This window comes from Microbacterium sp. NPDC089695 (assembly GCF_044749085.1).
In the GTDB taxonomy this organism is placed as follows: Bacteria; Actinomycetota; Actinomycetes; order Actinomycetales; family Microbacteriaceae; genus Microbacterium.
The window spans coordinates 99470-112637 of record NZ_JBIVHG010000004.1; the positions used below are offsets into that span (position 1 = coordinate 99470).

Consider the following 13168-nt stretch of genomic DNA (forward strand, 5'->3'; position numbering starts at 1 on the left):
TCACGATGACGCGTCGGGTCGCGACGCAAACCTCCAGCCTAGTCGGCCGAGGACCCCTGCTATTCCCTGCCGAGGTCGCGGTGACGCACGTTGACGGCGACGCCGGGGATCGCAGCGAGGCGTCGCGCCAACTCCTCGACCATCGCGACCGATCTGTGCTTGCCGCCGGTGCAGCCGATCGCGACCGTGGAATGGCTCTTGTTCTCGCGCTGATACCCCTCGAGCACGGGCGTCAGTGCGGCTGTGTACGCGTCGAGGAACTCGGAGGCGCCTTCACGCGAGAGCACGTACTCCCTGACCTCCTCGTCCTGGCCGGTGAGCCCTCGGAGCTCCTCGTTCCAGAACGGGTTCGGCAGGAACCGCATGTCGGCGACGAGGTCGACATCGGTCGGAAGGCCGTACTTGAAGCCGAAGCTCATGAGTGTCACGCGGTGGCGCGGCGCCCCTTCCTCGGCGAACAGCTCCGACACCTGCGTCGCGAGCTGATGGATGTTGAGCGCTGACGTGTCGATCACGATGTCCGCGGCCTCACGGATGGGCGCGAGACGGGAGCGCTCGTTGCGGATGCCGTCGAGCAGCGTTCCGTCGCCCTGCAACGGGTGCGGGCGTCGCACGGATTCGAAGCGCCGCACGAGCACGTCGTCGGAGGCGTCGAGGAACAGCACCCGGACCGAGCCGCGCGAGCGGAGGGCACGAGCCACTCCGGGGAAGTCGTCGAACAGGTTGCGTCCGCGGACGTCCACCACTGCGGCGACCTTCGGCAGGGCGTTGCCGCCCATGTCGGTCAGGTCGAGCAGCGGCCGCAGGATCTGCGGCGGGAGATTGTCGACCACGTACCAGCCGAGGTCTTCCAGCGCGTTGGCGACCGTCGTGCGTCCTGCGCCCGACATGCCCGTGACGATGAGGAACTCGCCCTTGTCCCCGTCAGTCATCGTTACTCCTTCTCCCCCCGCCGCAACCAGCCTATCGAGTACCGGACTGCCGGGTGGCGAGATGGGAGTGGATGTTCTGCGCGAGCACCGGGCCGATGCCCTGGACCTCTTCGATCTGTCCGGGAGCGGCAGCCCTCAGGGCCGTCACCGAACCGAAGTGCTTGAGCAGCACCTTGATGCGCGACGCACCGAGCCCCGGCACCTCGGCCAGCACCGTCGTGATGTCGTTGCGACGGCGCTTGCGCTGGTGCGTGATCGCGAACCGATGGGCTTCGTCGCGCAGCCGCTGCAGGAGGTACAGCGCCTCGCTCGTGCGCGGCAGGATCACCGGGAAGTCGTCGCCGGGAAGCCAGATCTCCTCCAGTCGCTTGGCGATGCCGCACACCGCGATCTCGGTATGCCCCGCGTCGCGGAGCGCCCTGGCTGCGGCTTCGACCTGCGGCTGTCCACCGTCGACGAGGAGGAGCTGCGGCGGATACGCGAACCGCGGCTTGCGTCGGGCCGTGGCCTCGCCCACATCCTCTCCCACGACCTCGTCGGTGGTCGGATCGATCGTCTCGACCTCCTCCGGGCGATCGAGATACGCGAGACGACGCCGCAGCACCTGGTACATCGAGTCGGTGTCGTCGGTCGTCTCGGCGATGTTGAACGAGCGGTACTGATCTTTGCGTGGGAGACCGTCTTCGAACACGACCATGGAGGCGACCACGTTCGTGCCGCCGAGATGCGAGATGTCGAAGCACTCGATGCGCAGCGGCGCCTCGCCCATGCCGAGGGCTTCCTGCAGGTCGGTGAGTGCTTGCGTCCGCGCGACGTAGTCGCTCGTGCGCCGGGTCTTGTGGCGGATGAGCGCCTGCTGCGCGTTGATGGTCGCGGTGCGCATGAGGTCGGCGCGCTGGCCACGCTGGGCGACGGCGATCTCGACCTTGCGCCCGCGGCGCTCGCGCAGCCACTCCTCGAGTTCAGTGGCGTCGTCGGGGAGCGTGGGCACGAGGATGCGGCGCGGCACGTCCTGCGCGTCGCCGTACGCACGCTGCAGCACCTGGTCGACGAGATCGGCGGAGGAGATGTCGATCTCCTTCTCGATCGTCATCGCCCGCACGCCCCGCACCCGCCCGCCGCGGATCGTGAAGTGCTGCACGGCTGCGGCGAGCTCGTCCTCGGCGATCCCGAACAGGTCGGCGTCCTCGTCCGCGGCGAGCACCAGGGCGCTCTTGCCGAGCACGGCCTCGATCGCCGAGAGCTTGTCGCGGTACTTCGCCGCGGCCTCGTAGTCCATCGCGGCGGACGCCGCCAGCATCCGCTTCGTCAGGTCTCTCGTGAACCGCTCGTCACCGCCGGCCATGAAGGCGACGAAGTCGTCGACCATGGCCCGGTGCTCCTCGATCGTCACCGTCATCGAGCAGGGCCCGCCGCACTTGCCGATCTGCCCCGGGAAGCACGGCCGCCCCGTCTGCATCGCCCTCTTGTAGCTCGCGTCGCTGCACGTGCGGATCGGGAACGCCTTGACCATGAGGTCGATCGTCTCGTGGACGGCCCAGACCTTGGGATAGGGGCCGAAGTACCGGGCCCCGGGGATCTTCCGGTTCCTGGTGACGATCACGCGAGGCGCTTCATCGCCCAGGGTGACGGCCATGAACGGATAGGACTTGTCGTCCTTGTACCGCACGTTGAAGGGCGGATCGAACTCCTTGATCCACATGTACTCCAGCTGGAGCGAGTCGACGTCGGTCGGCACCACCGTCCACTCCACCGACGTCGCGGTCGTGACCATCCGGCGCGTGCGTTCGTGAAGCGTGCGCAGCGGCGCGAAGTAGTTCGAGAGCCGTTGACGAAGGTTCTTGGCCTTGCCGACGTAGAGCACCCGCCCGGCGGCGTCACGGAACCGGTACACGCCGGGATCGGTGGGGATCTCCCCCGCCCTCGGCTTGTACGGCAGCACGTCGGCCATCAGCTGGCCTTCCGCGCAGAGCGCCCCTCACCCAGGATCTCGGCGAGGAACTGGCCGGTGTGGCTCTCCTCGACGCGGGCGATCTGCTCGGGTGTGCCGGTCGCGAGGATCTCGCCACCGCCGGAGCCGCCCTCGGGCCCGAGATCGATCACCCAGTCGGCGGACTTGATGACATCGAGATTGTGCTCGATCACGATCACGGTGTTGCCCTTGTCGACGAGTCCGTTCAGCACCTCGAGCAGCTTGCGCACGTCCTCGAAATGCAGACCAGTGGTCGGCTCGTCGAGCACGTAGATGCTGCGGCCGTTGCTGCGCCTCTGGAGCTCGGTGGCGAGCTTGACGCGCTGTGCTTCTCCACCCGACAGGGTCGTCGCCGACTGCCCGAGCCGCACGTAGCCGAGGCCGACGTCGACCAGGGTCTTCATGTAGCGGTGGATCGCCTGGATCGGCTCGAAGAACTCGGCGGCCTCCGCGATCGGCATCTCGAGCACCTCGGCGATGTTCTTGCCCTTGTAGTGCACGGCCAGGGTGTCGCGGTTGTAGCGCTTGCCGTGGCAGACCTCGCAATCGACGTACACATCGGGCAGGAAGTTCATCTCGATCTTGATCGTGCCATCGCCCGAGCATGCGTCGCAGCGTCCGCCCTTGACGTTGAAGCTGAAGCGGCCGGGCTGATAGCCGCGGACCTTCGCCTCGGGGGTCTCGCTGAAGAGCGTGCGGATCCGGTCGAACACTCCCGTGTACGTCGCCGGGTTCGATCGGGGGGTGCGCCCGATCGGCGCCTGGTCGACGTGCACGACCTTGTCGAGGTTGTCGAGCCCCGAGACCCGGGTGTGCTTGCCCGGCACCGTGCGCGCACCGTTCAGGCGGGACGCGAGGACCTGGTACAGGATGTCGTTCACGAGCGAGGACTTGCCCGAACCGCTCACGCCTGTGACAGCCGTGAGAATGCCGAGCGGGAAGTCGACGCTCACGTTCTTGAGGTTGTTCTCGCGCGCGCCGACGACGCTGACCTTGCGCTTCTTGTCGATCTTGCGTCGCTTGGTCGGCGTCGGGATCTCGCGCGCTCCCGACAGGTACTCCCCCGTCATCGACGCAGACTCGCTCAACAGGGCGGAGTACGGACCCGAGTGCACGACCGCGCCGCCGTTCACGCCGGCGCCGGGGCCGATGTCGACGACCCAGTCGGCCGCCTCGATGGTCTCTTCGTCGTGCTCGACGACGATCAGGGTGTTGCCCAGATCGCGGAGCTTGATCAGCGTGTTGATGAGCCGGCGGTTGTCTCGCTGGTGGAGTCCGATCGACGGCTCGTCGAGCACGTAGAGCACGCCGGTCAGACCCGAGCCGATCTGCGTGGCCAGGCGGATGCGCTGCGCCTCGCCGCCCGACAATGAGCCGGCCGAACGGCTGAGGTTCAGGTACGACAGCCCCACCTGCAACAGGAAGTCGAGCCGCAGGCGGATCTCGCGGAGCACCTGCGCCGCGATCTTCGCCTCACGGTCGGTGAGGGACAGCGTCTCCATGAAGTCGCGGGCGTCGGCGAGGCTCAGGTGGGAGACCTCGGCGATCGAGTGGCCGTGCACGTGCACCGCGAGCACTTCGGGCTTGAGACGGTTGCCGTCGCAGACCGGGCACGGCACCTCTCGCAGGTACTCGCCCCATCGGGCGCGCTGGGTGTCGGATTCGGCCTGGGCGTACTGCCGCTCGATGTAGGGGACGACGCCCTCGAATCCCGAGGCGTAGCGCATCTCGCGCCCGTATCGGTTCTTGAACTTGACCGTGACCTTGTAGTTGTCGCCGCGGAGAATCGCGTCCTGCACATCGACCCTGAGGTCCTGCCAGGGAGTGTCGAGCGAGAAGTTCAGATCGGCCGCGAGCCCCTCGAGCAGACGCTCGTAGTACTGGAACAGCCCCTTGCCCTGCGTCGTCCACGGGATGATCGCGCCCTCGCGGATCGAGAGCTCCTCGTCGCCGAGCATGAGGTCGACGTCGACCGACATCCGCGTGCCCAGCCCCGAGCAGGCCGGGCAGGCCCCGAACGGCGCGTTGAACGAGAACGTGCGAGGCTCGATCTCGGTGAGGCTCAGCGCATGCCCGTTCGGACAGGCCAGCTTCTCGGAGAACGACTGCCATGCGGCATCGCCTTCTTCGTCGACGAAGTTGACCTGCATGACGCCGCCCGCGAGACCCAATGCGGTCTCGACGGAGTCGGTCACACGGCCGAGGATGTCGTCGGCGGCGACGAGACGGTCGACCACGACGGCGATGTCGTGCTTGTAGCTCTTCTTGAGCGTGGGCGGTTCGGCGAGCTGGATGAGGTCGCCGTCGACGATCGCGCGCGCGTATCCCTTGGCGCCGAGTTCGCGGAACAGATCGACGAACTCGCCCTTCTTCTGCGAGACGATCGGCGCGACGATCTGATACCGGGTCCGATCGGGAAGACCCATGAGCTGATCGGCGATCTGCTGCACGGTCTGACGCTGGATGCGCTCACCGCACTCGGGACAGTGCGGCACGCCGATGCGCGCCCACAGCAGACGCATGTAGTCGTAGATCTCGGTGATCGTGCCGACCGTCGAACGCGGGTTGCGGTTCGTCGACTTCTGGTCGATCGACACCGCAGGGCTCAGGCCCTCGATGAAGTCGACGTCGGGTCGGTCGACCTGGCCGAGGAACTGGCGCGCGTACGCGCTCAGCGACTCGACGTAGCGACGCTGGCCCTCGGCGAAGATCGTGTCGAACGCGAGACTCGATTTGCCGGACCCGGACAGGCCCGTGAACACGACGAGCGAGTCACGAGGGATGTCGATGTCGACGTTCTTCAGATTGTGGACGCGGGCACCGCGAACACTGAGTTTTCCTGGGGTTGCAACCGGGACGATAGGCACCGGACAAGTCTACGAGGGGCCACGGACATTGGCTCCGCTCCCGCGGGGACGCACTACGTCGGCGGACCGATGTCCGCTCGTCGCAGAGCGCGCAGGGCGAGGAAGATCCCGACCACGAGGATCCCGGCCGCGAGCGGAGCCGCCCAGGAGATCCCCGTCGGGAGCCCCCGTCCGCCCAGCAGAGCGACGCCGAGGGCGAGGGGCTGCGCGATCGTCTGGATCACGACGAACCGACGCAGCGTCGGCCCGAGCACGCGCAGTGACAGCCGCGACCGCACGGGGATCACGAGCGACGGGCCCGCGCAGACGTGGATCGCATGCACGAGCAGCACCGCGAACGCCGTGCGCGCGATGCTCGGCTCTGTGAGGACGACGCCGAACGGCAGACAGGCTGCGGCTCCCCACGCGGTCATCGACACCGGGAGGACGACGGACGCGAGCGCCGCGACCACCGCGATCCCCTGCCAGACCGGATAGGGCATGAGCACCGACGCCCCGACCACGACGAACGCGACCACCAGCAGTCGCGGCACGATCCCGGGGATCGCCAGGGGAACGTGGAGGGAGTGCATGCGCGCGCTCATCTGCGCACCGCCCGCATCCGCTGCTGACGTCGCGCGGCCAGGCGCATCCCGACATCGCGGTCGGTGACCCATCGCACGACCTCGATCCCGGTGTGCTGCAGCTCGGCGAGCACCTCCGCCCGCTCGGCGAGCAGCGTGCGCATCGCGACGGTCTGCTCGGGGGTGAGGCGCACGGAGTCGAGCTCGGGCAGCGTGTCCACCGCGACCACCGCATGACCGGACGCCCGCCACCGCGACGCGAGCTGGGCGGCGATGCCGTCGAAGAACGTCGACAGCACGAACACGATCGACCCGACGGGCACGACCGGCGAGCGCCGGTAGCGGGTGCCGTCGCCACCGGCTCCCGTCGCGGCGATGGCGCTGCTCAGGCGCGCCAGGTGGCGTGCTCCGCTGCCCGAGCGCATCCCCGCTCCCCCGCCTGCGAGGGAGTGGAACGCGACTCTGTCGCCCGCGGAGATCGCGGTCGCGGCGATCGACAGAGCCGCTTCCCGGCCGAGATCGAGTGAGGTGACACCGCTGCGCTCCGGGTCGCCCGATCCCCACGCGGCCACCGCGGAGCCGAGGTCGTCGACCGTGTCGAGCACCACGACGGCCGAGGAGTCGCTCAGGGCGTCGGTGCGGCGCACGAGCAACTCGCCCGGACGCCGAGCGGCGCGGGCGGTGGCCCTCCAGTCGATGCGGCGCAGCTCGTCGCCGGGCGCGAACGCGTGGATGTCGCGGAAGTCCCCGCCCGCGCCCGGTCGGGAGCCGTCGTGCGCCCCGTGGAGACCGAGGAGCCGGGGAGCGAGCGGGAGCCGCCCCAGATCGTGCCGCGCCGGCGCGACGCTCCCCTCGAGCGCGACCCGCGGCCCGACCCCGGAAGCCCATGCACCGTCGAGGGCGATCGCCCGTGCCGTCACCGCGAGCAGCTCGACCGGCCCCGAATGCCGAGGCCGTGTGGTCGTGCGCACGCCCGCGTCTCCCGGCGGCACGTCGACGAGGCCTGCGCGGCGTCCGCCCTGGTCGACCGCGAGCTGGACCCAATCGAGATCGGCGGGGGCGTGCACATCGATGACTCCCCGCACCGCGGCGCCGAAGCTGTCGGCGGGGCCCATGTCTTCGGGCGCACCACCACGCGCGTGCAGCGCGAGGTCCACCTCAGCGGTCCGCGGCCTCCGCAGCAGGGCCCAGGCGGAGGCGAGAGCGAGTGGGAGGCCGATCGCCACCACATCGGGGCGCGACAACGCGAGGCCCACCGCGGCGAGCAGGGCGGAGGCGACCATGCCGACGGCCACGACGGGGCCGCGATGCCAGCGCACCGGCATCCGCAGCTCGGAACGGACCTCGTCGGTCATCGCGCGACGGCCGCCGTGGGAGGGACCGGTGTCTGGGAGACGGCGGCCTCCACGACGGATGCGGGATCCGTGCCCTGGGCCCAGGCCTGCGGCGTGAGCGTGAGCCGGTGCGCGAGCACGGGGACCGCGATGCGCTTGACGTCGTCCGGACGCACGTAGTCGCGCCCGTCCAACGCCGCGAGTGCGCGGCCCAGCAGCACGAGCGCCTGCGACCCTCGGGGCGATGCACCCACCGCGACCGTCGCCGCCGCGCGCGTCGCACGCGTGAGTTCGACGCAGTAATCGATCACATCGGCGTCGACATGGATGCGCTCGACCGCCGCCTGGATGGCGCGCAGCTGGGCACTGTCGACCACGGCGTCGACCGGTGCGTCCGCGGTCTGGCGGCGGATCCGCTCGGCGACGATCCGCGACTCGTCCTCGATGGTGGGGTAGCCGACGGACAGGCGGACCATGAAACGGTCGAGCTGCGCCTCGGGTAGCGCGTAGGTCCCCTCGTACTCGATGGGGTTGGACGTCGCGATCACGTGGAAGGGCTCGGGAAGTGCGTGCCGCGTGCCGTCGACCGTCACCTGGCGCTCCGCCATGGCTTCGAGCATCGCGGACTGCGTCTTGGGCGTCGTGCGGTTGATCTCGTCGGCGAGCAGCAGCCCGGTGAAGATCGGCCCGGGGCGGAACTCGAACCCACCTGTGACGGGGACGTACACGGACGATCCCGTGACGTCGCCCGGCAGCATGTCGGGCGTGCACTGCAGGCGGCGGAAGTCGAGTCCCAGGGCCGCTGCCAGGCTGCGTGCGGCAAGAGTCTTGCCCAGTCCCGGCACGTCCTCGAACAGGACGTGACCACCGGCGAGGATGCTCGCGAGCGCGATCGTGAGGGGTTCGTCCATCCCCACGACGGCGGTGCGCACTCCGTCCAGGATGCGGCGTCCGGCGGCGGCGATGTCGACGGTCTCAGCGGTCATGCGTTCTCTCCTGGTGCAGCGGGGCGGCGGCCGCGCCGGATGGCGGGCCGTGATCGGGAAGTCGGTCGAGCGCGTCGAGGATCCGCTCGACGTCGGCGCGCGACACCTCTCCGGCGCGGAGCGGATCGGGGACGCCTGCGCCGAGGAGCTCGTCGATGCGCGACCGGTCGGCGGGGACGTCGGGGTCGAGTCCATGACGGGCGAGCCGACGCCGCACGACGCGGTCGATCCGCCGGAGCAGCGCGTGACCGACGACCCCCGTACGGCTGTTGATGGCCCAGGCGAGCCGGGACACGTCCGAGCCCTGCATGCCGCTCGACGGTGCGGCCGGCGGCCAGGCACCGCTCTCGTCGATGAGCGTCGGGCGGGTGACGAGCACGAGAGCGACCCCGATCAGCGCCCAGGAGAGCGCGAACTCGTACGGAGCGCCGACGGCCGCGAGGAGCAGGGGGACCAGGATGACCAGTGCGGCGCCGAGCGCCACCAGGAGGACCCGGCGCATCATCGCCACCCCTCCTCGATAGCGCGCAGACACCGCACCGCCGTGTCACGGTCGTGCTCGGTCGCGATGCGTCCGCCGAAGCGCACGTCCTCGTACAGGCGCAGCAGGCGGGAGACGTCGGAGGCCAGGGACGAACGGCGGGCGAGGATGCGCACCGTGAACTCCGCCGCGGTCTCCGACGGAGCGCGGACCACCCCGGCGTCCGCCGCGGACTCCTCGAGGCTCATCCAGGCCGCGACGATCGCGCCGGTCGGCGGCTCGTCCCGCTCGAGTGCGACGAGCGCGTCGGAGATCCCCCGTCGGATCTCGACGGCATCCGGAGTCGACGCCGCGGGCTCCGTGCCCGCGACCGCACCGGGGATCTCGGCGCCGCCTCGCCGGCGCGGACGACGCCCGTGCCAGAGACTCAGGAGGGTGCGCACGAGGAGGCGGACGCCGAGGAACACCACCACGAGGAGCACGCCGCCGATGAGGATCACGACGACGGCCGTGATGATCGTGAGGATGAGCGAGTCCTCCGGCGGCTCGAACTCGGGCATCCCCGACGTCGTCGGCACGGGCTCGGGGACCGGCGTCCGGGTCGGGATCGACTTCGGGTCGCCGACCGGCCGGAAGACCGGGTGCCCCTGGACTGTCGCTGCGAGCATCAGGATCACGAAGAACCCGGCCACCCCGAGGAGCGGAAACACGAGACCCGGCCGACGCGCGACACCGGACTCCTCGGGAATCTCGGGCGGAACGGGGCGCGACATGATCTCCACCCTAGGCGGAAGGCCCGCGACCTCGGGGACCCCCGTGGGCGGTGTCAGCGGAGCGGCTCAGGCGTCCTGACGCCGTCCGGCGAAGCGTGCCAGCCCATCACGCAGCGCGGCGATCTCGTCCAGGTCCATCCCCACGGAGGCCATGACCTGACGCGGCACGTCGAGTGCTCGCTCGCGCAGCGCGCGCCCGGCATCCGTGAGCGTGATGTCGAGTCGGCGCTCATCCCGCGCGCTGCGCTGCCGGGCGACGAGTCCGTCGGCTTCGAGTCGCTTCACGAGCGGAGAGGCCGTGGCGGGATCGAGCGCGAGGTCGGCCGCGAGGTCGTTGAGCGGACGCGGGGCCCTCTCCCACAGGGCGAGCATCACCAGGTACTGCGGATGCGTGAGCCCGAGCGGTTCGAGGATCGGGCGATAGATCGCGACCACGTTGCGCGCCGCCGTGACCACGGCGAAGCACAGCTGATTCTCGAGCCGGAGCAGGTCGTCGGCGGTCGGCATGCCTTCGACTATACCCGCACCCTAATAGTTAGTACACTAATGATCATGACCAACCCCGATCGACGTCCTCCCCTCCGCGACAGGATCCGCGAGGCCGGAGGGCTGTACTCATGGGTCAACACGAACCTCATCCGGTTCGCCGGTCCGGCGTCGGTCGGGCCGTACGAGAAGACTCCGCCGCCCAGCGCGGCTCAGCGTGCGGAACGTGGATGTCCGCTGTGCGGCGCACCGATGACGCAGCACGAGATCGACCGCTCGGGCCCCAAGCCCCTGATGCACTGCCCCTGATCCGCAGAGCGGGCATCGGTCGGTCAGTGGATGCCTGCCGCGTCTTCCCGAGCGACGTCGAGCCAGAACGCGAGTGCCTCGTCATCGGCGATCACGGTCGACGAGACGTCGAGCCAGCCGGTGCCCATCGTCCGCGGCCCCATGACCGCCGTGGCGACGCCGGGACGAGTGACGAGCGCCGCCCCGTTCTCTTCCTGGACCCGCACGAGCAGCACTCCACCCTTCCGCGCGCCGACGAGGATGTGCCCGTCGATGAGGAAGGCGCGAGTGCCGAACATCCTCTTCTCCTCCACATCGCCGCCGAGCGTCAGCAGAGCGCGCACGCGGTCGGCGAGTTCTTCTCCGGCGGCATCCATCACCACGACCCTCCTCGTCAGGCGTGACCTGCACGCTCCATGGCGCGCAGCTCCTTCTTGAGATCCTGCACCTCATCGCGCAGTCGCCCCGCGAGCTCGAACTTGAGCTCGGACGCGGCCGCGAGCATCTGGTCGGACAGATCCTGGATCGTCGCCTCGAGCTGCTGCGCCCCCTCGGCGGCGATCCCCGTGCGTCGAAGATTGGGCGTGGGCGACTTGCCCTTGCCCGTCGCCTTGCCACGGCCCGACAGCATGTCGGCGGTGTCCGCACCCTCTCGTGCCAGCACCTCCGTGATATCGGCGATCCGCTTGCGCAGCGGCTGCGGGTCGATGCCGTTCTCCTTGTTGTACGCGATCTGCTTCTCTCGTCGACGGTCGGTCTCTTCGATCGCCTTGGCCATCGAGTCGGTCACCTTGTCGGCGTACATGTGGACCTCGCCCGAGACGTTTCTCGCGGCCCGGCCGATCGTCTGGATGAGAGAGGTGCCGGAGCGGAGGAACCCCTCCTTGTCGGCGTCGAGGATCGCGACGAGCGACACCTCCGGGAGGTCGAGCCCCTCTCGCAAGAGGTTGATGCCGACGAGCACGTCGTAGACGCCGGCGCGGAGTTCGCTCAGCAGCTCGACGCGGCGCAGGGTGTCGACGTCGGAGTGCAGGTACCGCACCCGCACTCCGTGTTCACCCAGGAAGTCGGTGAGCTCCTCCGCCATCTTCTTCGTCAGGGTGGTGACGAGCACTCGCTCATCACGCTCGACCCGCACCCTGATCTCCTCGAGCAGATCGTCGATCTGACCCTTCGACGGCTTGACGATGATCTGCGGGTCGACGAGACCGGTCGGCCGGATGATCTGCTCGACCACGCCGTCGGCGATGCCCATCTCGTACTTGCCGGGCGTCGCGGAGAGGTATACGGTCTGGCCGATCCGGTTCTTGAACTCGTCCCAGCGAAGCGGACGGTTGTCCATCGCGCTCGGCAGACGGAATCCGTGGTCGACGAGCGTGCGCTTGCGCGAGGCGTCTCCCTCGTACATCGCCCCGATCTGCGGCACCGTGACGTGCGACTCGTCGATCACGAGCAGGAAGTCGTCGGGGAAGAAGTCGAGCAGCGTGTGCGGGGGCTCACCCGCCTCGCGGCCGTCCATGTGCCGCGAGTAGTTCTCGATCCCCGAGCAGAACCCGAGCTGCTGGAGCATCTCCAGGTCGAACGTCGTGCGCATGCGCAGACGCTGAGCCTCGAGCAGCTTGCCCTGACGCTCGAACTCGGCAAGGCGTTCCTCCAGCTCGGTCTCGATCGTGCCGATCGACCGCTGGATCACGTCGGTGCCCGCGACGTAGTGAGAGGCGGGGAAGATCGGCACCGAGTCGAGCTTCTCGATGACCTCTCCGGTCAGCGGGTGGAGCGAGTAGAGCGCCTCGATCTCGTCGCCGAACAGCTCGATGCGGATGGCGTGCTCCTCGTACACGGGGATGATCTCGATCGTGTCGCCGCGCACCCGGAAGTTGCCGCGCGAGAAGTCGACGTCGTTGCGGTTGTACTGCATCGCGATGAACTGCCGGATGAGGGCGTCGCGGTCGTAGCGCTCCCCCACCTGCAGGGCGACCATCGCACGCAGATACTCTTCCGGTGCGCCGAGTCCGTAGATGCACGACACGGTCGAGACCACCACGACGTCGCGACGGCTCAGCAACGAGTTCGTGGTCGAGTGCCGCAGCCGTTCGACCTCGGCGTTGATCGAGGAGTCCTTCTCGATGAAGGTATCGGTCTGCGGGACGTACGCCTCGGGCTGGTAGTAGTCGTAGTAGGAGACGAAGTACTCGACGGCGTTGTTCGGCATGAGCTCGCGGAACTCGTTCGCGAGCTGCGCGGCCAGCGTCTTGTTGTGCGCCAGCACGAGCGTCGGCCGCTGCACCTGCTCGACCAGCCAGGCCGTGGTCGCCGACTTGCCGGTACCGGTCGCACCGAGGAGTACGACATCGGTCTCGCCGGCGTTGATGCGCGCGGCGAGCTCGGCGATCGCCTGCGGCTGGTCTCCGGCCGGGGCGTACTCGCTCACGACCTCGAAGGGACGGACGCTGCGGGTGGTCTGCATACCTCAAGCGTAGGCCGGA

12 protein-coding genes are annotated in these 13168 nt (G+C 69.1%); 1 reads left to right on the forward strand and 11 read right to left on the reverse strand.

Annotated features, from left to right (window positions below; all coding sequences use genetic code 11):
* Window positions 1–59 precede the first annotated feature (59 nt).
* The 9 genes from rapZ to ACIPYT_RS16310 all read right to left on the reverse strand — a co-directional run bounded on the left by rapZ (window position 60) and on the right by ACIPYT_RS16310 (window position 10415).
* Window positions 60–932: an RNase adapter RapZ gene (gene rapZ, locus ACIPYT_RS16270; RefSeq protein WP_401076600.1), complete on the reverse strand. Its 873-nt coding sequence runs from the start codon at window positions 930–932 to the stop codon at window positions 60–62.
* A gap of 31 nt (window positions 933–963) precedes the next feature.
* Window positions 964–2883: an excinuclease ABC subunit UvrC gene (uvrC, locus tag ACIPYT_RS16275; RefSeq protein ID WP_401076603.1), complete on the reverse strand. Its 1920-nt coding sequence runs from the start codon at window positions 2881–2883 to the stop codon at window positions 964–966.
* Window positions 2883–5771, reverse strand: a complete 2889-nt coding sequence (gene uvrA / locus ACIPYT_RS16280; RefSeq protein WP_401076606.1) for an excinuclease ABC subunit UvrA — start codon at window positions 5769–5771, stop codon at window positions 2883–2885. Before uvrA ends, uvrC begins: the two co-directional genes overlap by 1 nt.
* Window positions 5772–5824: 53 nt before the next feature.
* On the reverse strand, window positions 5825–6343 hold the full coding sequence (locus tag ACIPYT_RS16285) for a hypothetical protein (protein WP_401076609.1): 519 nt from the start codon (window positions 6341–6343) through the stop codon (window positions 5825–5827).
* A gap of 8 nt (window positions 6344–6351) precedes the next feature.
* Complete coding sequence (locus ACIPYT_RS16290) at window positions 6352–7689, reverse strand: DUF58 domain-containing protein (protein WP_401076611.1); 1338 nt, start codon at window positions 7687–7689, stop codon at window positions 6352–6354.
* A complete protein-coding gene (locus tag ACIPYT_RS16295; protein ID WP_401076613.1) occupies window positions 7686–8654 on the reverse strand; it encodes an AAA family ATPase in 969 nt (322 codons plus the stop codon). The genes ACIPYT_RS16290 and ACIPYT_RS16295 overlap by 4 nt, the downstream gene beginning before the upstream one ends.
* On the reverse strand, window positions 8644–9159 hold the full coding sequence (locus ACIPYT_RS16300) for a hypothetical protein (protein ID WP_401076616.1): 516 nt from the start codon (window positions 9157–9159) through the stop codon (window positions 8644–8646). Before ACIPYT_RS16300 ends, ACIPYT_RS16295 begins: the two co-directional genes overlap by 11 nt.
* Window positions 9156–9908 (reverse strand): DUF4129 domain-containing protein, encoded by a 753-nt coding sequence (locus ACIPYT_RS16305; protein WP_401076619.1) that lies wholly within the window; start codon window positions 9906–9908, stop codon window positions 9156–9158. The genes ACIPYT_RS16300 and ACIPYT_RS16305 overlap by 4 nt, the downstream gene beginning before the upstream one ends.
* 66 nt (window positions 9909–9974) lie before the next feature.
* Window positions 9975–10415, reverse strand: coding sequence for a MarR family winged helix-turn-helix transcriptional regulator (locus tag ACIPYT_RS16310; RefSeq protein ID WP_401076621.1), 441 nt, complete (start codon window positions 10413–10415; stop codon window positions 9975–9977).
* 39 nt (window positions 10416–10454) lie between these two features.
* On the opposite strand from ACIPYT_RS16310, the gene ACIPYT_RS16315 reads away from it, so the two are divergent.
* Window positions 10455–10703 carry a hypothetical protein gene (locus tag ACIPYT_RS16315; protein ID WP_401076623.1) on the forward strand — a complete coding sequence of 83 codons (249 nt, stop codon included), beginning with the start codon at window positions 10455–10457 and terminating at the stop codon, window positions 10701–10703.
* Window positions 10704–10726: 23 nt separating this feature from the next.
* Here the strand turns inward: ACIPYT_RS16315 and ACIPYT_RS16320 are convergent, their stop codons facing one another.
* Together ACIPYT_RS16320 and uvrB are read right to left on the reverse strand one after the other, a co-directional pair.
* On the reverse strand, window positions 10727–11059 hold the full coding sequence (locus ACIPYT_RS16320; RefSeq protein WP_401076980.1) for a TfoX/Sxy family protein: 333 nt from the start codon (window positions 11057–11059) through the stop codon (window positions 10727–10729).
* A 17-nt stretch (window positions 11060–11076) separates the two neighbouring features.
* The gene (gene uvrB / locus ACIPYT_RS16325) at window positions 11077–13149 is read right to left on the reverse strand and encodes an excinuclease ABC subunit UvrB (protein WP_401076626.1); all 2073 of its coding nucleotides are present in this window, start codon (window positions 13147–13149) and stop codon (window positions 11077–11079) included.
* Window positions 13150–13168 lie beyond the last annotated feature (19 nt).

Coding starts and splice junctions, on each gene's coding strand:
- uvrC (WP_401076603.1), bottom strand. CDS start 2,883: ATGGCCGACGTGCTGCCGTACAAGCCGAGGGCGGGGGAGATCCCCACC.
- ACIPYT_RS16305 (WP_401076619.1), bottom strand. CDS start 9,908: ATGTCGCGCCCCGTTCCGCCCGAGATTCCCGAGGAGTCCGGTGTCGCG.
- ACIPYT_RS16320 (WP_401076980.1), bottom strand. CDS start 11,059: ATGGATGCCGCCGGAGAAGAACTCGCCGACCGCGTGCGCGCTCTGCTG.
- ACIPYT_RS16315 (WP_401076623.1), top strand. CDS start 10,455: ATGATCATGACCAACCCCGATCGACGTCCTCCCCTCCGCGACAGGATC.
- ACIPYT_RS16310 (WP_401076621.1), bottom strand. CDS start 10,415: ATGCCGACCGCCGACGACCTGCTCCGGCTCGAGAATCAGCTGTGCTTC.
- uvrB (WP_401076626.1), bottom strand. CDS start 13,149: ATGCAGACCACCCGCAGCGTCCGTCCCTTCGAGGTCGTGAGCGAGTAC.
- ACIPYT_RS16290 (WP_401076611.1), bottom strand. CDS start 7,689: ATGACCGACGAGGTCCGTTCCGAGCTGCGGATGCCGGTGCGCTGGCAT.
- rapZ (WP_401076600.1), bottom strand. CDS start 932: ATGACTGACGGGGACAAGGGCGAGTTCCTCATCGTCACGGGCATGTCG.
- ACIPYT_RS16285 (WP_401076609.1), bottom strand. CDS start 6,343: ATGCACTCCCTCCACGTTCCCCTGGCGATCCCCGGGATCGTGCCGCGA.
- ACIPYT_RS16295 (WP_401076613.1), bottom strand. CDS start 8,654: ATGACCGCTGAGACCGTCGACATCGCCGCCGCCGGACGCCGCATCCTG.
- ACIPYT_RS16300 (WP_401076616.1), bottom strand. CDS start 9,159: ATGATGCGCCGGGTCCTCCTGGTGGCGCTCGGCGCCGCACTGGTCATC.